Raw genomic sequence first — 20,631 nt, forward strand, 5'->3', positions numbered from 1 at the left:
CAAATTTCGAAATGGTCTTTTTTTATTTTAATTTTTTACAGTGATTTAAACTGTTCGAGCATTCTTTTATCGTTTTCGAAGAACATTCTGATGTCGCTCATTTGATAAAGCAACATTACAATTCTTTCAATTCCCATTCCGAAAGCGTAACCCGAAAATTTATCAGCATCGATATTTACATTCTGCAAAACAGCAGGATCCACCATTCCACAGCCCATAATTTCGAGCCAGCCGGTTCCTTTGGTGATTCGGTAATCGGTTTCAGAATTCAGTCCCCAATATACGTCCACTTCCGCGCTTGGCTCGGTGAACGGAAAATAAGACGGTCTAAGTCTGATTTTGGATTTACCGAAAAGTTCTGTGGTAAAAAACTGAATTGTCTGTTTTAAATCTGCAAAACTTACATTTTCATCGATATAAAGTCCTTCAATCTGATGGAAAATGCAGTGCGACCGTGAAGAAATTGCCTCATTACGGAAAACCCTTCCAGGGGAAAGAATCCGCATTGGCGGCTGGTTCTCTTCCATGTATCGGATTTGTACAGAAGAAGTATGCGTTCTTAAAAGAATATCAGGATTGGTTTCGATAAAAAATGTATCCTGCATATCTCTTGCCGGATGATATTCCGGGAGATTAAGCGCGGTAAAGTTATGCCAGTCGTCTTCAATTTCCGGTCCGTCTGCAACCGCAAAACCGATGGATTTAAAGATTTCGATGATTTTATTCTTAACCAGATTGATCGGATGGCGGGTTCCCAGTTCAGAAGAAAATCCCGGGCGGGTTAAATCTTCTTTTTCTAAGATAAGGTTAGAAGAAGTTGCGTTTTTTAAATCTTCGAGTTTGGTTTCGACAGCCTGCTTGAGGGTATTGATCTTCTGCCCGAATTCTTTTTTCTGCTCATTCGGAACATCCTTGAATTTCGAGAAAATATCGTTCAGAATTCCTTTTTTTCCGCTGAATTTGATTCGGAACTGCTCAATTTCATCTTTATTTGCTGAGCTGAAATTGCTTACCTCAACCAATAATTCATCAATCTTTTCTAACATCTCTAATATTTATTGAACTGCAAAAATACAATTTTTAACTGAAAATTTCGGCGGTAATTTCAGGCTTAAATTTTTTAATCAGCAAGTTCCTGGGTGTTTTCTTTCTAGGAATTGAGAAAATGCAGGAACTTTTCGATGGCCTGTTTCCGATGGCTGATCTGGTTTTTTTCTTCTGCTTTCATTTCTGCGAAAGTGATTTCATGATTTTCGGGAACAAAAATCGGATCATAACCAAAACCTTTTTCCCCACGGATTTCGTGCGTTAGATTTCCGTAAACCCGGCCTTCAAAATAGTTTTCACCGCTTTCATCAACCAAACACATTACGGTTACAAAATAGGCTTTTCGGTTTTCCTCATCTTTCATTTCCTCTAAGACTTTCGCCATATTTTTCGCGAAATCGTGGTTACCTGCGTAACGTGCGGAATAAATTCCCGGTCTTCCGTCAAGACTTTCCACAACCAAACCGGAATCATCACCAAGACTTGGTTTTCCGGTTCTTTCGAAACAGTATTTTGCTTTAATGAGTGCGTTCTCGTGAAAAGTGTGGCCGTCTTCCACAATTTCGTCGTGTATATCGTAATCTGTCAGTGAGGTAACTTTAAAATCACCTCCCAAAATCTGCTGAATTTCTTCTTTCTTGTGTTGATTGTGGGTGGCGATAAGGATTTCTTTGTCCATATTTTTTTTATAGTAATGATTTATTTTTCAGAATAATGAATTCGGTATTTCCGTGTAAAAAGATAGTAGAATACGGCAAAAAGCATAATTCCGATCGCCAGAACAATCCATTCTGAAAGACGGAAAACATCTGCAAAACTTTCGGAATCACCGTAAAAAATTAAAATTGAAGAACACAGATTATTAAAGGCATGAAGCAACATCGGCAACAGCAAAGACTTTGTTTTATAGTAAACAAATCCTAAAACACAGCCCAGCAAAACCGCGCCCACAAACTGCCAGGGGTTAGCGTGAACCAACCCGAAAACTATCGAGGCAATAATGATCGCAGTTACAGGGTTCATTCCTTTGTTGATTAATCCTTTCTGAATAATTCCGCGAAAAACAATCTCCTCGAATATAGGCGCCATAATTACGGCCAGAACGATCATCGTGGCTTTATCTTTAGTCATTTGTTCCATCAAGCGCGAGAAAAACTCATAATATTCACCGAAAAAAGGTCCTGTAATGGGAATTTGGGCAGTAATAAATTCAGCAATAAACATCATCCCGAGCATCATCGGAAAGATCAGAAGATACGTTCCGACATTTGTAGGAGAAAAATTGAAGTTCAGTTTCCTGCCGGTCTGCGGTCTTGCAATAAAATAATCAAAAGCGAAAATAGCACCGAGAAATCCCGCAGCATTCGTAAGCATTAAGTAGAAATCTTTATACTGCAGATTTTCATTGAAGACAAACATTGAAAAAACATTGATTACAGAAACTGCTGCTGTGCCTACAATCATTCCGCCGATCAGCGCGAATGCACCTTTCCAGTCGAAAATAAATTTTTTCCGTGAGTAATTTTCTGCCATGAAATTTAATTTCAGCAAAGATAAATTAAAAAGATAAAAACTAAATCCGGCGAAGATAAAACTGGGTTTTCATTTTCCATAAAAAAACACGATTTTTGCAAACTCAAATATCATTATGTCTGAACTCATTAAAGAAATAGAAAGAAGAAAAACTTTCGGAATTATCTCTCACCCCGATGCCGGAAAAACCACGCTTACAGAAAAGCTGCTGCTTTTTGGTGGTGCAATTCAGGAAGCTGGGGCAGTAAAATCGAACAAAATTAAAAAAGGAGCCACCTCCGATTTTATGGAAATCGAGAGACAGAGAGGAATTTCTGTCGCAACTTCGGTTTTGGCTTTTGAATACCGAAATCATAAAATCAATATTCTCGATACACCGGGTCACAAGGATTTTGCAGAAGATACGTACAGAACTTTAACTGCTGTTGATTCCGTAATTGTTGTTATCGATGTTGCAAAAGGAGTTGAGGAACAGACTGAAAAACTGGTAAAAGTTTGCCGCATGCGGAATATTCCGATGTTGGTTTTCATCAATAAATTAGACCGTGAAGGGAAAGATGCTTTCGATCTTTTGGACGAAGTGGAGCAGAAACTGGGATTAACAGTTTGCCCATTATCATTACCAATCGGTATGGGAGGCGATTTTCAGGGAATTTATAATATTTGGGAAAATAACATACAACTGTTTTTGGAAGAGAAAAAACAGAAAGTCGGTGAAGCGATAAAATTCGATGATATCAACGACACAAAAATCGACGATGTTATCGGGGAAAAAGCTGCCGCAACTTTAAGAGAAGAACTAGAATTGGTGCAGTCGGTTTATCCCGAATTTAACCGCGAGGACTATATTAACGGTGATCTTCAGCCGGTATTTTTCGGTTCTGCGTTGAATAATTTTGGGGTCCGTGAACTTCTCGATGCTTTTATCGAGATCGCTCCCAAACCTCAGCCGAAAGAAAGTGAAACAAGAATTGTAAAACCTGAGGAAAAAGATTTCACCGGTTTTGTGTTTAAAATCCACGCGAATATGGATCCGAAACACCGCGACAGACTGGCTTTCGTGAAAATCGTTTCCGGAACATTCAAAAGAAATGAAAACTACCTGTTGGTAAGAGACAATAAAAAAATGAAATTTTCTTCACCAAACGCCTTCTTTGCTGATAAAAAAGAAGTTGTTGACGAAAGTTTTCCAGGCGATATTGTAGGACTTCACGATACAGGAAATTTCAGAATCGGTGATACTTTAACGGCGGGTGAAAAAATCAGTTTCAAAGGAATTCCCAGTTTCTCTCCGGAACATTTCCGCTATATCAATAATGATGATCCGCTGAAAGCAAAACAGCTGGCAAAAGGAATCGATCAGCTGATGGACGAAGGTGTGGCGCAGCTTTTCACCATGGATATGAACAACAGAAAAATCATCGGAACCGTGGGCGCGCTTCAGTACGAAGTTATTCAATACCGTTTGGAGCACGAATATGGCGCTAAATGTACGTACGAACCACTATCCATCCACAAAGCCTGTTGGATTGAAGCAGATGAAAAATCTGAGGAGTTTAAAGAATTTGCGAGACTCAAACAGCGTTTTATGGCAAAAGACAAATACGGGCAGCCGGTTTTTCTTGCCGATTCGTCCTTTACCATTCACATGACCCAGGAAAAGTTCCCGAACGTGAAACTGCACTTCATCAGTGAATTCCGAAACAAACAATAAACTGATCTCCGGCAAATCCGGAGATTTTTTTGTAAACATTTTGTAAATTGATTTGCAATTCATTTATTTATAGTTATTTACCGGAATACAAATCGAAATATGATGTTTGGAGGAATACATTTTGATTCTTTTCCGGCGTTTATCATTAAAATCAATTCATGAAGAACTTATTTATTATCATAATTACTGCGGCCGCTGTAATTTCCTGCGACAAAAGCACGATTCAGCAGACAACCGATAACATCAAAAGAGCCGACAGTCTTTTTACAAAAGCAAACGACGGAATCAAGACTTTGGATTCTATCTCAAAAACAATTTCAGATTCTGATGGCATTGCTAAAAAAGTAATCATGCCCGAAATTGAAAAACAGAAAAAATCTATCGACAGTACTATAAAGTCGGGTGGCTGGCGAATCGATTCGATTAACAAACAGATTGAAAAAATCACGAAAAATGTGGTGGTGGGAACTGAAGTTGTGAAAACTTTAGACTCCGCAAACAATGCGCTGAAAAGCGGTGAAAGCACCATAAAAGTACTTACCCAAACTGCCGATAAAATTCTGAAGCAAACCAAAAAACAAAATTCAACGCCGGAAACTCCCACTGCTGAAAACCGTGCAACTCCACAGGAACAGAATAAACCGGTTATTGTGCCGCCTGTTGCAGAAAGAAATCCTTTGGTAAAAACCGCCAAGCTTGAAATTCAGGTTGATGATCTGAATGCTGCAAAAGCGCTTCTGAAACAGAAAATCAGAGAAAACAACGCGGATCTGGTGACTGAAAATTTCAGTCAGAATGAAGGCATTCAGCGGGAATATATTACCGCGAAAGTTCCGCTTCAGAATTTTGATCAGCTGCTTTCTAATCTTTCCGGTCAGCTTGGCGATGTGAAATCGAAAAGCACGGAATCTGAAGGTAAAGATTATGTAGCCTCGCAAATGTGTGACATTGAAATCACGCTTTTACAGAACGAAAATATCGCGTCCAATCCTATTGTCGAAAATCAGAACGAAGAAGATAAGAACAGTTTCGGGAATGCTTTTATGAAAGGCTTCAAAGTGTTAGGTGACGCGTTGCTTTTTCTCCTTCCCTTCTGGCCGATATTTTTGATCGGAGCATTGGTTTGGTATTTCATCCAGAGAAATAAAAAGAAAAAAGCTCAGGAAGAATGGGAAAAACAGCAAATCCTGAATCAGCAGAGCGCTGCGTATCCAACCCAGAACCAGACTTCTACCGAAACCGTTCAGGAAGATAAACCGGCAGAAACTCCGGATACAGATTACTCTAAATATCTGCCGAAGAATTAAATTGAAAGTCTCTCGCTGATGGAGCTGATGACGCAAATTTATTTAAACTTCTATCCGTGAAATCAGCAAAATCTGCGAGAACAATCACCTGTAATATAACGATATCAATCAAAAAAGCCTTCCACATCCGGAAGGCTTTTCTTTTTATTTCATATTCACAATGCGGTCTACAACATAAGTTGTATTTCCGCGCCATGGCAGTACACCGTGATACTCTTTATAATGCAAGTCAAACGTTTTTCCGTTGTTAATTTCGAGCTGTTTGAAGATTTCTTCGTCCTCAATCGAAAACTCGAATTCATAACTCGTTAAACTGCCGGTTCGCGGATTAGCTCCGAATCCCTGCTGGATGAGTTTACCTTCGTAGGTTTTAAAGATATTTCCCTTTTTTACAGCGTAATTAAGAATTCCGGATTTCACGCCTTCACCGAAAACGAAATAATAACGGTAATAAATAACACCGCTCAAAAGCAAGAAAACGGCAACAAGGCTAATCCACAAATACTTCATGGCAAATCTTTAGTGATTAATTATTTTGCAATGCTGCGGGAAATTACAATTTTCTGGATTTCTGAAGTTCCTTCATAAATCTGGGTGATTTTCGCATCACGCATCATTCTTTCTACGTGATATTCTTTTACGTATCCGTATCCACCATGGATCTGTACTGCTTCAACCGTAGTATCCATTGCTACCTGAGAGGCGTAAAGTTTCGCCATTGCCCCGATTTCAGAAATGTCTTTACCTTCATCTTTCTCTACAGCAGCTTTATAGCAAAGCATTCTTGCAGCGGTAATCTGCGTTGCCATATCGGCTAATTTAAATGCGATTGCCTGATGGTTGATGATTTCGGTTCTGAAAGCTTTTCTGGTTTTTGCATATTTCAATGCAAGTTCATAAGCTCCTGAAGCAATTCCTAAAGCCTGAGATGCAATCCCGATTCTTCCTCCGTTCAGTACGGCCATCGCAAAATTAAATCCGAATCCGTCTTCACCGATTCTGTTTTCTTTCGGAACTTTAACGTCTGTAAAGAGCAAAGAATGTGTATCGCTTCCGCGGATACCGAGTTTGTCTTCTTTTGGCCCAATTTCGAAACCTGCCCATCCTCTTTCCACGATGAAAGCGTTGATTCCTTTGTGTTTCTTCTCAGGATCAGTTTGTGCGATTACAATATAATAAGTTGCGTTTCCCCCGTTGGTGATCCAGTTTTTTGTTCCGTTCAGAATGTAATGGTCGCCCATATCAACGGCTGTAGTTTTCTGTGAAGTTGCATCCGAACCTGCTTCCGGCTCAGAAAGTGCAAAAGCACCGATTACTTCTCCGCTTGCCAAAGGTTTCAGATATTTCATTTTCTGTTCTTCGTTACAGAATTTTTCCAGTCCTGCGCATACCAAAGAATTGTTTACTGACATCACCACCGCTGCAGAAGCATCAACTTTTGCTATTTCTTCCATGGCTAAAACGTAAGAAACACTGTCCATTCCCGCTCCGCCATATTGTGGATCCACCATCATTCCCAGAAAACCGAGTTCTCCCATTTTCTTCACCTGCTCGTGTGGAAACTTCTGTGCATTGTCTCTTTCTATTACGCCAGGCAAAAGTTCTGTATTGGCAAAGTCTCTTGCAGCCTGCTGAATCATTAACTGTTCTTCAGATAAATTAAAGTCCATAAAGTATATAATTGTTTGATCGTAAATTTACGCTTTTTCTAAAAAATAAAAAATTATATTGGCAGAGGTTAAAATTATTCATTGAATAGCAGTTTTATTCATTATATGTATTATAAAATCATTTAAATTTTTAAGAAAAACACATCATAAAATCTGTTTTGCTGTTTAAAATAAAATTGATATTTTTACCCAAAGGCAATACCCACATTGCCGCTAAAGTAATCCAAGTAAAAAATTAAGCTATGACGATAAAGAGAATCTTCGATTTTGCCCACAATGCATTGGAAAAATATTCGCAGGATGATATGTTCATTACGAAATATCACGGCCAATGGGAGAAAATATCAACAAAAGAATTTTGTAACCAGGGAAATAAAATATCCCGCGGGCTTCTGAAATTAGGCATTAAGCCTGGCGATAAAATTGCGCTCATTACCAGCGCAACACGCACGGAATGGGCTGTAATGGATTTAGGAATTTCACAAATCGGAGCTGTTTCGGTACCTGTTTACCCTACAATTTCTCCGGAGGATTACGATTTTATCTTCAACAATGCTGAAGTTCAGTATTGTTTTGTGTCCGACCGTGATCTCTACGATAAAGTAATACAGATTAAAGCCAATGTATCAACATTGAAAGGCGTTTTTACCTTCGATCAGATTGATGGGGCACCAAACTGGAATGAAATTCTGGATCTTGGTAATAATGATGCCACGCAGAATGAAGTGGATGACCTTAGCAACAGCATCAATTCTGAGGATCTGGCTACCATTATTTACACTTCCGGAACTACCGGGCGACCAAAGGGCGTAATGCTTACGCACCATAATATCGTTTCCAATGTACTGGCTTCGGATCCACGAATTCCACGGGTTAAAGGTTTACAAAACAGTGATATCCGAATTTTGAGTTTCCTTCCTATCTGTCATATTTTCGAGAGAATGTTGTTCTATCTGTATCAGTACAATGGTTACTCCGTGTATTTCGCCGAAAGCATCGAAAAAATGGGCGACAATATCAAGGAAGTGAAACCGCACATTATGTCGGTAGTGCCAAGATTGATCGAGAAAGTTTATGATAAAATCTACGACAAAGGAACCAGCGCAGGCGGACTGAAATCGAAAATTTTCCTTTGGGCATTGGGCGTAAACAAAGCCAAACAGAAAATCGGTAAACCTTCGGGTCTTATGGAAACCATCGCAGACAAACTTGTTTTCTCCAAATGGAGAGAAGGTTTGGGCGGTAACATCATCACGTTAGTCTCCGGTTCCGCAGCACTGCAGCCAAGACTCAACAAAATGTTCCAAAACGCGGGAATACCCATCCTTGAAGGTTATGGATTAACCGAAACCTCGCCCGTAATTTCGGTGAACAGTTTCGGTAAAATTAAAGTCGGCACCGTGGGACATGTGCTTGAAAATCTTGATGTAAAAATTCAGGAAGACGGTGAAATCACGGTAAAAGGTCCTTCTGTGTTCAAAGGATATTTCAAGAACGAGGAAATGACCAAAGAGGTTTTCACAGAAGACGGGTATTTTAAAACCGGCGATATCGGACATATCGATGAGGAAGGTTACCTGCATATTACCGACCGTAAAAAAGAAATGTTCAAAACTTCCGGCGGAAAATATGTTGCTCCTCAGGTCATCGAAAACCAGGCAAAAGCTTCGAAATTTATTGAGCAGATCATGGTCGTGGGTGACGGCGAGAAAATGCCTTGCGCATTGATTCAGCCTGACTTCAATTTTGTACAGCACTGGGCAGAACGCAAAAGCATTAAGATCGGCACCACACCGGAAGAGATCGCCAATAGTCCGGAACTCAAGGAAAGAATAGGTAAAGAAATCGATTACCTCAACACCAAACTGGGCAGCTGGGAACAGATCAAGCGTTTTGAACTCACCCCGGAAATCTGGACCATCGACTCCGGCGTCCTGACTCCAACGCTCAAACTGAAGCGTAAAGCAGTGAAAGAACGCTTTATAAAACTCTACAATAAAATGTATGGCCACGAGGCCTAAACTTTCAAAGCACGGTTTCAGCCGTGCTTTTTATTTATTACGAAAGCACACCACTAAAGCATTTTAAGAAAAACCGTTAAGTAATGCTGAAACCTTTAATCGTAGAATCTAACCTTATGAAAACAATGCATTATCTGGCATTATTCTTCCTTATTTTTCTTAGTAGCTGCGCAAGTAATGTTCAGCAATCCGATCCGGTTCCGGTGCATGACTCTTTTATACTGGATTCCAAACTGTTGGGTGAAAAAAGAATTATTAATGTCTGGAAACCATCAGAATACCCGTCCACAAATTCCTCTTTTCCGGTTCTCTATATGGCTGACGGAGGAATTAAGGAAGATTTTCCTCATCTTGCCAATACCGTTGCAAAACTGATCAAAGAAAAAAGGATACGTCCGGTCATTCTTGTCGGAATTGAAAATACGCAGCGAAGAAGAGATCTCACTGGATTTACCAGCGTTGAAGAGGATAAGAAAATCGCCGCAGTTGTAGGAGGTTCGGCAACATTCAGGGATTTTATTAAAGAGGAACTTTTTCCAGAAATCAACGGAAAATACAGAACGACGCAGGAAAAAAGCATTATCGGAGAATCTTTGGCCGGATTATTCATCATGGAAACTTTCTTCACCAGTCCGGAAATGTTCGATAATTATATTGCTATTGATCCTTCGCTGTGGTGGAACAACCACTATTTAACCTCAGCGGCTAAAGACTATTTGACGGAATTTCCTGCGGGAAGCCAACAAAAATTATGGTTTGCCAGTTCCAAAGAACAAAGCACTTCCGAATTTACCCAGCAGATTTCTCAAACTTTAAATTCGGCAAACCTCCCCAATTTAAAATGGAATTATAGCCCCGCTCCCACTGAAGAGCACAGTACAATTTTCCGCGCGGTAAAAGAAAAGGCTTTGATTTGGAGCCTGAATGGAAATTAGATTTATATCACCCATTTTTCGGTATTGTCTATAAAATTAAGTATGTAGATGGTTTGAGGGAGGCAATTTGTCCTTTCTTTCGCAAACTCCTACTTTTGCAGCATAATAATTCCGATGAAAGCTGTTCTGAACCTGTTCGATTTCTCCCAGAAAGTAAACTACCGTACCGAAATTCTGGCCGGTCTTACCGTCGCAATGACGATGATTCCCGAGTCACTTTCATTCGCCATTTTAGCTGGTTTTCCGCCATTGGTTGGATTGTACGGGGCTTTCATTATGGGGCTTGTGACCGCGGTTTTCGGAGGAAGACCCGGACTGATTTCCGGCGGTGCAGGAGCAACAGTTATCGTTCTCATCGCCTTAATGAAATCACACGGGTTGGAATATGTTTTCGGCGCCATCGCATTAGCCGGTGTGCTGCAGATTGGCGTTGGATTATTGAAACTCGGGAAATTTATAAGACTGGTGCCACAACCTGTAATGTTCGGCTTTGTGAACGGACTTGCGATTGTGATCTTTATGTCTCAGCTCGAGCAGTTTAAAATGACCGTCAACGGAAACACTGAGTGGCTCACCGGAACACCGTTTCTGATCATGGCAGTTTTAGTTGCGCTCACCATTTCCATTGTCCTGCTGCTGCCGAAACTCACCAAAAAAATCCCGGCATCCCTCGTCGCGATTGCAGTTGTTTTCGCCATCGTCATGATCTTTAATATCGATACCAAACAGGTGGAAGATATTGCCTCGGTAAGCGGAAGTCTTCCGCCTTTTCATATTCCAAACATTCCACTGAACCTCGAAACACTGAAAGTCATCTTTCCATATGCCATGATTATGGCGGCCGTAGGTTTAACGGAAGGACTTTTAACGCTGAATCTCGTGGATGAAATCACCGGAACAAAAGGCAATTCTAACCGCGAATGCGTGGCTCAGGGAAGTGCCAATATTTTAAATGGCTTTTTCTTCGGCATGGGCGGCTGTCCGATGATCGCGCAGACTTTGGTAAACCTCTCGGCCGGTTCACGCGCAAGACTTTCAGGAATTGTGGCGGCTCTAACCATTTTGGTTATCATTTTAGTTGGCGCACCCGTTATCGGAAAACTTCCGATGGCGGCCTTAACCGGCGTTATGATTATGGTCGCCATTGGTACTTTCGAATGGACAAGCCTGAAAATCTTTAAGCGGATGCCAAAATCGGATATATTTGTAATGGTTGTGGTAACAATGATTACCGTATTCCTCCATAATCTTGCATTGGCTGTGTTGATTGGGGTGATGATCTCCGCGCTGGTTTTTGCCTGGGACAATGCCAAAAGAATTCGCGCCCGAAAGCATGTTGATGAAAATGGCGTGAAACATTATGAAATCTACGGACCGTTATTTTTCGGCTCGGTAACGGCTTTTGCAGAAAAGTTTGATGTGAAAAATGATCCCCAGCAAATCATTATTGACTTTGCGGAAAGCCGTGTAGTAGATATGTCAGCTATCGAGGCGTTGAACTCCATTACGAGCCGTTATCACAAAGCCGGAAAAACGGTAAGACTCCAGCATTTAAGTCCGGATTGCCGAACCCTTCTTAAGAATGCCGAAGCCATTATTGATGTCAATATTCTGGAGGATCCGCTGTATCTGGTAACAGAAAAAGCTTAACAACTGCAGTCTCCACCACACCTACAACTGATGAAACGACGCCTGCCTGCTGTAAACAATTTTTTCTCTGTCAGCAACTTATCGGCATACAATTAGCTGCTATGTTTTACATAAAAAGAAATTAGCAATATTTTCTGGTACTCTTCGTTTTTCAACGGTAAAAATCCTGCGATTATGGAAAATCCACTTCAAAATGACGGCAATAACCTTAACCGTCCTCCTTCAAACTCCAGGAAAACATTGCGCTTATTCTTTTCTGAAACGCTCAGAGAATTATATTTCTGCGAAACCATTATTTCGAGTGAATTTGGTAAAATAAAGCAGAAAATAGAATCACAAAAGCTGGAATCCATTTTGCAGAATCATTTCATGATCCATCTGAGACACAAAGAAAGGCTCGAAAAAATTTTTCAGATGCAGAATGAATCGCTTAAATCGAAGGAATGTGCCGCTATTATTGCGTTGCTGAATGAGGCCAATGAACATTTCACCATATTTTCAGATGATAATGTAAACTGGGAGATCGCCCTCATCCTTACTTCCAGAAAACTGGCCCATTACAAAATCGCTGCCTACGGTGCCGCTGCACACTTGGCAATAAATTTAAATGACCATGCTGCCGCAACCCTCCTCGCGATTGATGTGCAGGAAGAAGAGGAATTTATTGAAAAGTATTTAAATGACCTCACTTACGAATTCCTGAAACCATACCGTCCATAAGCCTAAAAAACACGAGTAAAGGTCACGACAAATTCAAATTATTCTTGCGAAAAGTATTTATAAAGACACTTGTTACCGCTCCCGCGCCTTCAAAACCTCTTCAATTTCTTCCAGAGTAAACCCTTTCGCCTTAAGGAGAATTAAAAAGTGATACATCAGGTCGGCAGCTTCATTTTTAAAGAGTTCGGCGTTATTATCTTTCGCCTCGATCACCAGTTCTACCGCTTCCTCGCCTACTTTTTGGGCCACTTTATTAATGCCTCTCCGGTAAAGTTGATTGGTGTAAGAATCTTCAACATTACCGTCAATTCTTTCCTGAATGGTCTGCTCCAAACGGTAGAGAAAACCTTTTTTCGCTTCAGTATTGAAACAGGAAACCGTTCCTTTGTGGCAGGTTGGTCCGTCGGCTTTTGCGAGAATAAGTAAAGTGTCCTCATCACAATCAAGTCTGATGTCTTTTACCCAAAGAAAATTCCCAGAGGTTTCACCTTTCGTCCAAAGCCGGTTTTTGCTCCGGCTGAAAAAGGTTACTTTTTGGTCGTTGATGGTTTTATTAAAGGCTTCTTCATTCATATAACCCAGCATCAGTACCTGCAGACTTACCTCATCCTGAATGATTACGGGAATAAGGCCGTTGGTTTTATTAAAATCAGGTTTCATAGTCGCACGGAGATATTTTGGGTTTTTAAATATTGCTTAAGGTCAGGAATTGGGATTTGCCCGAAATGAAAAACACTTGCAGCCAAAGCGCCGGTTGCTTTTGTCTGGTTAAAAACCTCAGCAAAATGCTCCATTGTTCCCGCGCCTCCTGACGCAATCACCGGAATGGTAACGGCTTCAGAAACCGATTTACTGATATCGAGGGCGAAACCGTTTTTTGTTCCGTCGTTATTCATGGAAGTCAGAAGGATTTCTCCCGCTCCAAGTTCGGCGCCTTTTTGTGCCCATTCCGTGGCTTTTAAATCAGTAATAATGGTTCCGCCGCTGCGGAAAACGATCCATTCATTTTTGATGAATTTGGTATCAATCGCCAGCACAACACACTGGTTTCCATATTCAAGAGCGATCTCAGAAATCAGCTCCGGCCGAAGAATTGCCGCAGAATTGAGACTTATTTTATCCGCCCCGGAATCGATAATCTCTTTCGCGTCTTCCAGTGTATTGATCCCGCCGCCAACCGTAAACGGAATATTAATTTCGGAAGCAATTTTGGTTACGAGTTCCTTAAGTGTTTTTCTGTTTTCAAGTGTTGCAGTAATATCTAGAAATACCAGTTCGTCGGCACCTTCATCCACGTACCTTTTGGCGAGTTCCACAGGATCGCCGGCATCTCTGATGTCCAGAAAATTGATTCCTTTTACAGTCCTGCCGTTTTTAATGTCCAAGCACGGAATAATTCTTTTCTTCAGCATAATTCTGTTAATTCTTTAAGATTGATAGTGCCTTCATAAATCGCTTTACCGATAACTGCGCCTTCACAGCCCATAATTTTTAATTTCTGAACATCTTCTATCGTAGTAATTCCTCCGCTCGCAATAAGTTTAATCTTGGTCTCTTTCAGTATTTCTTTATATAGTTCAAAAGCCGGTCCCGAAAGCATTCCGTCTTTATCGATATCGGTAACGATGCTATATTTTACTCCATTATTATTAAATTCTTTGACGAAATCCACCACATCGAGATTACTGCTTTCCAGCCAGCCATTGGTCGCGATCATCCTGTTTTTACAGTCGGCGCCAAGGATAATTTTCTCCGCTCCGTATTTCATTAGCCATTCCAGCATCAGAGTCGAATTCTGTGCCGCAATACTTCCTACAGTAATCTGTTTTGCTCCACATTCAAATGCTGTTTTAATGTCGGTTTCAGTTTTAATGCCTCCACCGAAGTCGATTTGTAAACCGGTTTGCGAGGCAAGAAGATCCAGGGTTTTATTGTTGACGATCTGTTTGGCTTTGGCTCCATCAAGGTCGACAACGTGCAGATATTTAACACCCACATCTTCAAACATTTTCGCCATATCCAACGGATTCTCACTGTAAATTTTCTGCGTAGCATAATCGCCTTTCGTCAGTCTCACACATTTTCCACCGATAATGTCGATGGCAGGAATAATTCTCATAAGCTTAAAAAGTTTTTTAAAATCTGCATTCCGGTGGCCGCAGATTTTTCGGGGTGAAACTGGGTCGCATAGAAATTGTCTTTCTCTAATGCTGCACTGAATGGTAAAATGTAATCAGTAACCGCTACAGTTTCTTCACTGAGTTCTGCGTAATAGCTGTGAACGAAATAGCAGTTTTCGTCAGGCTCAACATTTTCAAATAATTTTCCTTTCACTGAAGTAAAATTATTCCATCCCGTGTGCGGTACGAGGTCTTTGGGCGGAAATTTCTTCACTTTGGTTTTAAAAACTCCTAAAGTTTCGGCATTGCCCTCCTCCGATGATTCACAAAGCAGCTGCATACCAAGGCAGATTCCAAGAACCGGCTGTGTGAGGGATTTTATGACCTCATCCAAACCCTTTTCCTTGAGATATTGCATCGCAGAACCGGCTTCGCCAACTCCCGGAAGGATCACTTTTCCAGCCGATTTCAGCACAGAAATATCATCCGTAATCACCGTTTCAAAACCAAGACGCTTCACTGCATTTTCTACGGAAAGTGCGTTACCCGCATTGTATTTTAATATTGCGATCATAAAATTCCTTTGGTGCTTGGGATGTTATAGTTTTCAGTTTGACTTACCGCCATTTTTACGGCTTTTGCAAAAGCTTTGAATATCGATTCAATTTTATGGTGCTCATTGTCGCCTTCTGCTTTGATGTTCAGGTTGCATCTCGCCTGGTCGCTGAATGATTTAAAGAAATGAAAAAACAGTTCTGTGGGAACGTCACCAATCTTTTCTCTCTTGAATTCGGCTTCCCAGACCAGCCACGGTCTTCCGCCAAAATCCACCGCCACCTGAGCCAGACAGTCATCCATCGGGAGTAAAAAACCATATCTGGAAATACCTTTCTTGTTTCCGAGTGCTTGAAAAAAAGCGTCGCCCAAAGCGATTGCCGTATCTTCAACCGTGTGGTGCTCATCAATTTCAAGATCGCCTTTTACCTGAATATTCAGATCCAGATTTCCGTGTTTTGAAATCTGCTGCAGCATATGATCGAAAAATGGCAAACCGGTATTAATTTCTGAAACACCGCTTCCATCCAAGTTTACTTCAATACTAATAGAAGTTTCCAACGTATCTCTTTTTACCTTTCCGATTCTTGGAACGGCTTTTAGGTATTTGTAAATTTCAAGCCAGTCGTTGGTTACCAACGTCGCTTCCCCGTTTTCCGCTTTGTTAATGAAAATTGATTTAGAACCCAAATTTTCCGCGAGTTTGATGTCGGTCTGTCGGTCTCCGATTACAAACGAATTTCCAAGGTCATAATTTCCGTAAATGTATTTCTGAAGCATGCCTATTCCCGGTTTTCTTGTGGGCTTGTTTTCATGTTCAAAAGACGGATCAATGAATATTTCAGCGAACTCCACCCCTTCATTTTTTAAAGTGTTTATGATGAAATTCTGCACAGGCCAGAACGTTTTTTCGGGAAAAGAATCTGTTCCCAAACCGTCCTGATTGCTTACCATAACGAGTTCATAATTCAGTTCTCTGGCGATTCTTGAAAGACTGCTGATGACATTTGGCAGAAATTCCAGCTTTTCGAAACTGTCGATCTGGAAATCTTCAGGTTCGCAGATTATCGTTCCGTCGCGGTCTATAAATAAAACTTTTTTAGTCATTGCTGAATTCTTTTAGAGCATTTAATAATTCATTGTTTTCCTCAGAAGTTCCTACAGAAATCCGCACACAATTTCTGATAACGGAATTCCGGTTTCTGATGATGATTTTTCTATCAATGAGTTTTTCATAGAGTTCATCGGCATTTTCAACTTCCGCCAAGATGAAATTTGCGTCGGAAGGATATATTTTCCTGACTGCACTTAAGCCGGAAAGATTTTGAATCAGCTTCGATTTTTCGGTTAAAATATTTTCCACTTTCTTTTGAAATTGAACTTCGTCTTCTAAAATATCGAGCGCAGTCTGCTGATTGATTAAACTGATGTTATACGGAGGTTTCACGCGGTTAAAATAGGAAAGAATTTCTTCGCTCATATAACCGATTCCGAGACGGATCCCGGCCAATCCCCAGGCTTTGCTTAAGGTCTGAATGACGATTAAATTCGGATACTTTTCGATCTTCTGAATAAATGAAGGCTGATCACAGAAATCGATATACGCTTCGTCAATGATTACAATTCCATTATAATTATTGAGAATAAATTCGATATCAGCAACACTCAATAAATTTCCGGTGGGGTTATTAGGTGAACAGAGGAAAATAAGTTTCAGCTTTTCATCCGAAAAGTACGGCTGCAAAGTAGTTCTATCAATTTGAAAATCCTTATTCAATGGAAGTTTAATGAGTACCACATCGTTGATATTGGCCGAAACTTCATACATTCCGTAAGTGGGAACAAATGTCAGCGCTTTATCATAACCCGGTTCGCAGAAAATCCGGAATGCCAGATCGATGGCTTCATCACTGCCGTTTCCGACAAAAATATTGTCTGGCGAAATGTTTTTGAGTTCAGAAAGCTTGTTTTTTAAAGCCGGCTGATACGGATCCGGATAACGGTTGTAGATCCCGAAAGGGTTTTCGTTCGCATCCAGAAAGATTCCTTCTTTCCCGGAATATTCGTCTCTTGCGCTGGAATACGACGCCAAAGCCTGAATGTTTTTTCTTACAAGTTCCTTAATTTTACTTTTCATTCTGTATTTTTTTGAGTCTAATGGAAACTGCGTTTCTGTGTGCCAGAAGCTGCTCGGCTTCCGCCATCACCTCCACCGTTCTGCCAATATTTTGCAATCCTAATTTACTGATATTCTGGAAAGTAATTTTTTTTACAAAACTGTCCAATGAAACACCGCTGTAACTTCGGGCATAACCATTAGTGGGCAGCGTGTGATTAGTTCCGCTCGCGTAATCACCGGCACTTTCGCAGGAATAATTGCCCAGAAATACCGAACCTGCATTCTGAATCTGATCAGCAAATTCTTCCGCATTTTCAAAGGCCAGAATTAAATGTTCCGGAGCATACTTGTTGCTGAATTCAATACATTCATTGATGGAATTTAACACCACGGAACAGCTGTTTTGAAGTGCCTGTTCAGCAATTCCTGCCCTCGGTAAAGCACTCAATTGGCCGTTTAAAGCTACTTTAACTTTCTCAATAAATGCTGATGAATCCGAAAGCAAAACGACCTGACTGTCAGGACCGTGCTCGGCCTGGGAAAGCAAATCCGAAGCGACAAAATCAGCATCAGCACTGTTATCTGCAATCACAAGAACTTCGCTTGGTCCCGCCGGAAGATCAATAGCGATGCCGTTTTTCTGAACCAGCTCCTTTGCTTTGGTCACAAACTGGTTTCCGGGTCCGAAGATTTTATCCACTTTCGGGACCGTTTCCGTACCGTAAGCCAAAGCTGCGATCGCCTGAGCGCCACCAACTTTAAAGATTTCGGTAATACCCAGAAAATTCGCCGTGTACAAAACCGCGGGATTGATTTTTCCGTATTTGTCGGGCGGTGTACATAAAACGAGGGTTTTACACCCGGCGATTCCGGCAGGAACTCCCAACATTAAAATCGTTGAAAACAAAGGCGCAGAACCTCCAGGAATATAAAGCCCGACTTTTTCAATGGGGACACTTTTTCTCCAGCATTTAATTCCCGGCATTGTTTCAACAAAAGTTACTTTCTCCTGTTGGGCTTCGTGAAAGTTTCGGATATTATTTGCAGCGATAGAAATTGCGTCCTTTAATTCTTCGGAAACCTCTAGTTTTGCCTTTTCTATTTCATCTTGGCTTACTTTCAGATCTTCAATATTAGCACCGTCAAAAAGTGAAGTGAGTTCTTTCAGCGCCATGTCTCCTCTCTGCTGAACCTTCCCGAGAATATCTTTCACTTTATCTTCCAGATCTTCCGCAGGAAAAACCGGTCTTTCGCAAATTTTGGCCCAATCTGAAGCAGGCGGATTAATTAGTATTTTCATTTTATTTGTATTTAAAGAATCATTTTTTCAATTGGAACCACCAGAATTCCTTCAGCACCAGCTTGCTTAAGCTCGTCGATTACGTCCCAGAATTTATCTTCGCCGATAACAGAATGCAGACTGCTCCACCCTTCTTTTGCAAGCGGAAGGATGGTAGGACTGTTCATTCCAGGAAGAATTGCGATGATTTTTTCGAGTTGGTTATTCGGGGAATTCAACAAGATGTATTTGTTTTCTTTGGCATTTTGAACAGATCGGATGCGGAAAAGCAGTTTGTTTAAAATCTCCTGAACTTCAGCTTCAAGATTTGGACTGGAAACCATTACAGCCTGACTTTCAATCACCGTTTCCACTTCCTTTAATCCGTTGGAAAGCAAGGTTGAACCGCTGCTCACAATATCACAGATTCCGTCTGCCAAACCAATTCCGGGCGCTATTTCCACACTGCCGGAAATGATTTCTACCGTTGCACTGATGTTATTTTCTTTGAAGTATTTCCCAAGAATATTCGGATAGGAGGTTGCTATTTTCTTGTTGTTGAAGAAATCCAGTCCTTCATACTCTATTTCTTTAGGAACGGCTAAACTTAATCTGCAGCCTGAGAAATTCAGCTTTTCGACGATGCGGATTTCTTTCTGACTTTCGAGGAAAACGTTTTCACCAATTATTCCGATGTGGGCGACATTCTGTTCCACATACTGCGGAATATCATCATCTCTTAGAAAAAGTATTTCCACAGGAAAATTAGTGCATTCTGTGATGAGTTTTCCACCTCCGTTGGGAAATTTCAGGCCGCATTCTTCTAAGAGTGCGACAGATTTTTCACTGAGCCTGCCACTTTTCTGGATGGCAATTTTAAGTTTACTCATAATTTTATTTCTAAATGCGTGAGTAAACCGGAGTCTGGAAATTGATTTTAGTAAAAGAAAAATCCCGCCTTGATTTACTCAGGCGGGATTAAATATTTGTTGAATTTACAGCATATCATAATCAGCTCGCGAGAGTGCAAGTATGAAAATGATGATGATGTAACTGATTGAACATTCTGTTTGTTTTGTAGGGACAAATGTATAAACTATTTTTTTATATGCAAATTAAAATGTCAAAAAACACATATAATTATCCGGTAGCAAACGGATATTTACTTATATTTGAGTACAATATCACTCTAATCTCACAGATATCATGATAAGCATTCAGAAAATTCATACGATCTTATATGTAGAGAATCAGGAAATAAGTACAGACTTTTACACCAAAATTCTGCAACAGCCTAAACAACTGAACGTGCCTGGCATGACGGAGTTTGAACTGAGCAGCGACTTTGTTTTAGGACTGATGCCAAACCAGAGTATTGTAAAAATACTTGGAGATAAAACAGTGCCACCGGCTAGCGGCACGGGAATACCGAGATGTGAACTTTATCTTTACGTAGATGATATTGAAGCGGCACTTAAGAATATTCATGAAAACCAAATTGCAGTGATAAGTGGTTTACAGGAGCGAAACTGGGGCGACATGGCTTTCTATTTTGCAGATCCTGACGGACATATCATTGCTTTCGCTAAAAAAATTAAAAACTAAAAACATGGAAAACTGTCTTGAATGCGGTGATAAAATTATCGGCAGAAGCGATAAGAAATTCTGTAACGACGGTTGCCGGAACGCCTATAATAATAAACACAATAAGGATTCCACTAATCTGATGCGCAATATCAATAACAAACTGCGCAAAAACCACCGCATCCTTAGCGAACAGAAATTCACTGAAGGTAAGGCAAAAACAACCCGCAACAAACTCACTGCAGAAGGTTTCGATTTTGAATATTTCACCAGCCTGAAAATCTATAAAAATGGAGCCGAGTACCGTTTTGTGTACGACATCGGTTACAAATTACTGGAGGAAGACTGGATTTTGTTGGTGCGGAAGGAATAAGTTA

The 20,631-nt window shown here is 40.6% G+C and carries 21 protein-coding genes; 8 read left to right on the plus strand and 13 right to left on the minus strand.

All coding sequences use genetic code 11. The features are described from left to right. Window positions 1-35 precede the first annotated feature (35 nt). From pheS to KTV93_RS02100, 3 genes are all read right to left on the minus strand, one after another. Complete coding sequence (gene pheS / locus KTV93_RS02090; protein ID WP_218249681.1) at window positions 36-1,046, minus strand: phenylalanine--tRNA ligase subunit alpha; 1,011 nt, start codon at window positions 1,044-1,046, stop codon at window positions 36-38. A 104-nt stretch (window positions 1,047-1,150) separates the two neighbouring features. Beyond that, a complete protein-coding gene (gene rdgB, locus KTV93_RS02095) occupies window positions 1,151-1,726 on the minus strand; it encodes an RdgB/HAM1 family non-canonical purine NTP pyrophosphatase (RefSeq protein WP_218249682.1) in 576 nt (191 codons plus the stop codon). 20 nt (window positions 1,727-1,746) lie between these two features. Next, complete coding sequence (locus KTV93_RS02100; protein ID WP_218249683.1) at window positions 1,747-2,580, minus strand: CPBP family intramembrane glutamic endopeptidase; 834 nt, start codon at window positions 2,578-2,580, stop codon at window positions 1,747-1,749. A 115-nt stretch (window positions 2,581-2,695) separates the two neighbouring features. On the opposite strand from KTV93_RS02100, the gene KTV93_RS02105 reads away from it, so the two are divergent. Further along, window positions 2,696-4,294, plus strand: a complete 1,599-nt coding sequence (locus KTV93_RS02105; RefSeq protein WP_218249684.1) for a peptide chain release factor 3 — start codon at window positions 2,696-2,698, stop codon at window positions 4,292-4,294. A gap of 158 nt (window positions 4,295-4,452) precedes the next feature. Then, on the plus strand, window positions 4,453-5,601 hold the full coding sequence (locus KTV93_RS02110) for a DUF4349 domain-containing protein (protein ID WP_218249685.1): 1,149 nt from the start codon (window positions 4,453-4,455) through the stop codon (window positions 5,599-5,601). A 144-nt stretch (window positions 5,602-5,745) separates the two neighbouring features. Here the strand turns inward: KTV93_RS02110 and KTV93_RS02115 are convergent, their stop codons facing one another. Both KTV93_RS02115 and KTV93_RS02120 read right to left on the minus strand, forming a co-directional pair. Beyond that, window positions 5,746-6,111, minus strand: coding sequence for a hypothetical protein (locus KTV93_RS02115; protein ID WP_218249686.1), 366 nt, complete (start codon window positions 6,109-6,111; stop codon window positions 5,746-5,748). Between the two features lie 20 nt (window positions 6,112-6,131). Then, on the minus strand, window positions 6,132-7,271 hold the full coding sequence (locus KTV93_RS02120; RefSeq protein WP_218249687.1) for an acyl-CoA dehydrogenase: 1,140 nt from the start codon (window positions 7,269-7,271) through the stop codon (window positions 6,132-6,134). A gap of 242 nt (window positions 7,272-7,513) precedes the next feature. Here KTV93_RS02120 and KTV93_RS02125 point away from each other — a divergent pair, with 242 nt between their 5' ends. From KTV93_RS02125 to KTV93_RS02140, 4 genes are all read left to right on the plus strand, one after another. Next, a complete protein-coding gene (locus KTV93_RS02125) occupies window positions 7,514-9,292 on the plus strand; it encodes an AMP-dependent synthetase/ligase (RefSeq protein WP_218249688.1) in 1,779 nt (592 codons plus the stop codon). 116 nt (window positions 9,293-9,408) lie between these two features. Then, window positions 9,409-10,227 (plus strand): alpha/beta hydrolase, encoded by an 819-nt coding sequence (locus tag KTV93_RS02130; protein WP_218250472.1) that lies wholly within the window; start codon window positions 9,409-9,411, stop codon window positions 10,225-10,227. 114 nt (window positions 10,228-10,341) lie between these two features. Further along, window positions 10,342-11,877, plus strand: coding sequence for a SulP family inorganic anion transporter (locus tag KTV93_RS02135; RefSeq protein WP_218249689.1), 1,536 nt, complete (start codon window positions 10,342-10,344; stop codon window positions 11,875-11,877). A 174-nt stretch (window positions 11,878-12,051) separates the two neighbouring features. Continuing rightward, complete coding sequence (locus tag KTV93_RS02140) at window positions 12,052-12,597, plus strand: DUF892 family protein (protein ID WP_218249690.1); 546 nt, start codon at window positions 12,052-12,054, stop codon at window positions 12,595-12,597. Between the two features lie 72 nt (window positions 12,598-12,669). Here the strand turns inward: KTV93_RS02140 and hisIE are convergent, their stop codons facing one another. The 8 genes from hisIE to hisG are packed head-to-tail and all read right to left on the minus strand — an operon-like array spanning window position 12,670 to window position 19,560. Beyond that, window positions 12,670-13,257, minus strand: a complete 588-nt coding sequence (hisIE, locus tag KTV93_RS02145) for a bifunctional phosphoribosyl-AMP cyclohydrolase/phosphoribosyl-ATP diphosphatase HisIE (protein WP_218249691.1) — start codon at window positions 13,255-13,257, stop codon at window positions 12,670-12,672. Next, window positions 13,254-14,009 carry an imidazole glycerol phosphate synthase subunit HisF gene (gene hisF / locus KTV93_RS02150; RefSeq protein WP_218249692.1) on the minus strand — a complete coding sequence of 252 codons (756 nt, stop codon included), beginning with the start codon at window positions 14,007-14,009 and terminating at the stop codon, window positions 13,254-13,256. The genes hisIE and hisF overlap by 4 nt, the downstream gene beginning before the upstream one ends. Continuing rightward, window positions 14,003-14,716, minus strand: a complete 714-nt coding sequence (gene hisA / locus KTV93_RS02155) for a 1-(5-phosphoribosyl)-5-[(5-phosphoribosylamino)methylideneamino]imidazole-4-carboxamide isomerase (protein ID WP_218249693.1) — start codon at window positions 14,714-14,716, stop codon at window positions 14,003-14,005. Before hisA ends, hisF begins: the two co-directional genes overlap by 7 nt. Beyond that, window positions 14,713-15,291, minus strand: a complete 579-nt coding sequence (gene hisH / locus KTV93_RS02160) for an imidazole glycerol phosphate synthase subunit HisH (protein WP_218249694.1) — start codon at window positions 15,289-15,291, stop codon at window positions 14,713-14,715. The genes hisA and hisH overlap by 4 nt, the downstream gene beginning before the upstream one ends. Further along, window positions 15,288-16,379, minus strand: coding sequence for a bifunctional histidinol-phosphatase/imidazoleglycerol-phosphate dehydratase HisB (gene hisB / locus KTV93_RS02165; protein ID WP_218249695.1), 1,092 nt, complete (start codon window positions 16,377-16,379; stop codon window positions 15,288-15,290). The genes hisH and hisB overlap by 4 nt, the downstream gene beginning before the upstream one ends. Then, window positions 16,372-17,409, minus strand: a complete 1,038-nt coding sequence (gene hisC / locus KTV93_RS02170; RefSeq protein WP_218249696.1) for a histidinol-phosphate transaminase — start codon at window positions 17,407-17,409, stop codon at window positions 16,372-16,374. The genes hisB and hisC overlap by 8 nt, the downstream gene beginning before the upstream one ends. Then, window positions 17,399-18,691, minus strand: a complete 1,293-nt coding sequence (gene hisD / locus KTV93_RS02175) for a histidinol dehydrogenase (RefSeq protein ID WP_218249697.1) — start codon at window positions 18,689-18,691, stop codon at window positions 17,399-17,401. Before hisD ends, hisC begins: the two co-directional genes overlap by 11 nt. 11 nt (window positions 18,692-18,702) lie before the next feature. Then, window positions 18,703-19,560: an ATP phosphoribosyltransferase gene (gene hisG / locus KTV93_RS02180; protein ID WP_218249698.1), complete on the minus strand. Its 858-nt coding sequence runs from the start codon at window positions 19,558-19,560 to the stop codon at window positions 18,703-18,705. Window positions 19,561-19,876: 316 nt separating this feature from the next. Between hisG and KTV93_RS02185 the strand changes: the two genes are divergently transcribed. Further along, complete coding sequence (locus KTV93_RS02185; protein WP_218249699.1) at window positions 19,877-20,275, plus strand: VOC family protein; 399 nt, start codon at window positions 19,877-19,879, stop codon at window positions 20,273-20,275. Between the two features lie 4 nt (window positions 20,276-20,279). Beyond that, window positions 20,280-20,627, plus strand: a complete 348-nt coding sequence (locus KTV93_RS02190; RefSeq protein ID WP_218249700.1) for a hypothetical protein — start codon at window positions 20,280-20,282, stop codon at window positions 20,625-20,627. The last annotated feature ends 4 nt before the right edge of the window (window positions 20,628-20,631 follow it).

It is taken from the genome of Kaistella faecalis, from assembly GCF_019195395.1.
Lineage (GTDB): Bacteria > Bacteroidota > Bacteroidia > Flavobacteriales > Weeksellaceae > Kaistella > Kaistella faecalis.

Bases quoted from the DNA above. Each gene is read 5' to 3' on its own strand.
- KTV93_RS02130 (WP_218250472.1), top strand. From the start codon at position 9,409: ATGAAAACAATGCATTATCTGGCATTATTCTTCCTTATTTTTCTTAGT.
- hisA (WP_218249693.1), bottom strand. From the start codon at position 14,716: ATGAGAATTATTCCTGCCATCGACATTATCGGTGGAAAATGTGTGAGA.
- hisIE (WP_218249691.1), bottom strand. From the start codon at position 13,257: ATGAAACCTGATTTTAATAAAACCAACGGCCTTATTCCCGTAATCATT.
- KTV93_RS02120 (WP_218249687.1), bottom strand. From the start codon at position 7,271: ATGGACTTTAATTTATCTGAAGAACAGTTAATGATTCAGCAGGCTGCA.
- KTV93_RS02140 (WP_218249690.1), top strand. From the start codon at position 12,052: ATGGAAAATCCACTTCAAAATGACGGCAATAACCTTAACCGTCCTCCT.
- hisC (WP_218249696.1), bottom strand. From the start codon at position 17,409: ATGAAAAGTAAAATTAAGGAACTTGTAAGAAAAAACATTCAGGCTTTG.
- KTV93_RS02105 (WP_218249684.1), top strand. From the start codon at position 2,696: ATGTCTGAACTCATTAAAGAAATAGAAAGAAGAAAAACTTTCGGAATT.
- KTV93_RS02125 (WP_218249688.1), top strand. From the start codon at position 7,514: ATGACGATAAAGAGAATCTTCGATTTTGCCCACAATGCATTGGAAAAA.
- KTV93_RS02110 (WP_218249685.1), top strand. From the start codon at position 4,453: ATGAAGAACTTATTTATTATCATAATTACTGCGGCCGCTGTAATTTCC.
- KTV93_RS02190 (WP_218249700.1), top strand. From the start codon at position 20,280: ATGGAAAACTGTCTTGAATGCGGTGATAAAATTATCGGCAGAAGCGAT.
- hisG (WP_218249698.1), bottom strand. From the start codon at position 19,560: ATGAGTAAACTTAAAATTGCCATCCAGAAAAGTGGCAGGCTCAGTGAA.
- KTV93_RS02115 (WP_218249686.1), bottom strand. From the start codon at position 6,111: ATGAAGTATTTGTGGATTAGCCTTGTTGCCGTTTTCTTGCTTTTGAGC.
- hisH (WP_218249694.1), bottom strand. From the start codon at position 15,291: ATGATCGCAATATTAAAATACAATGCGGGTAACGCACTTTCCGTAGAA.
- hisB (WP_218249695.1), bottom strand. From the start codon at position 16,379: ATGACTAAAAAAGTTTTATTTATAGACCGCGACGGAACGATAATCTGC.
- KTV93_RS02185 (WP_218249699.1), top strand. From the start codon at position 19,877: ATGATAAGCATTCAGAAAATTCATACGATCTTATATGTAGAGAATCAG.
- hisD (WP_218249697.1), bottom strand. From the start codon at position 18,691: ATGAAAATACTAATTAATCCGCCTGCTTCAGATTGGGCCAAAATTTGC.
- pheS (WP_218249681.1), bottom strand. From the start codon at position 1,046: ATGTTAGAAAAGATTGATGAATTATTGGTTGAGGTAAGCAATTTCAGC.
- KTV93_RS02135 (WP_218249689.1), top strand. From the start codon at position 10,342: ATGAAAGCTGTTCTGAACCTGTTCGATTTCTCCCAGAAAGTAAACTAC.
- KTV93_RS02100 (WP_218249683.1), bottom strand. From the start codon at position 2,580: ATGGCAGAAAATTACTCACGGAAAAAATTTATTTTCGACTGGAAAGGT.
- hisF (WP_218249692.1), bottom strand. From the start codon at position 14,009: ATGCTGAAGAAAAGAATTATTCCGTGCTTGGACATTAAAAACGGCAGG.
- rdgB (WP_218249682.1), bottom strand. From the start codon at position 1,726: ATGGACAAAGAAATCCTTATCGCCACCCACAATCAACACAAGAAAGAA.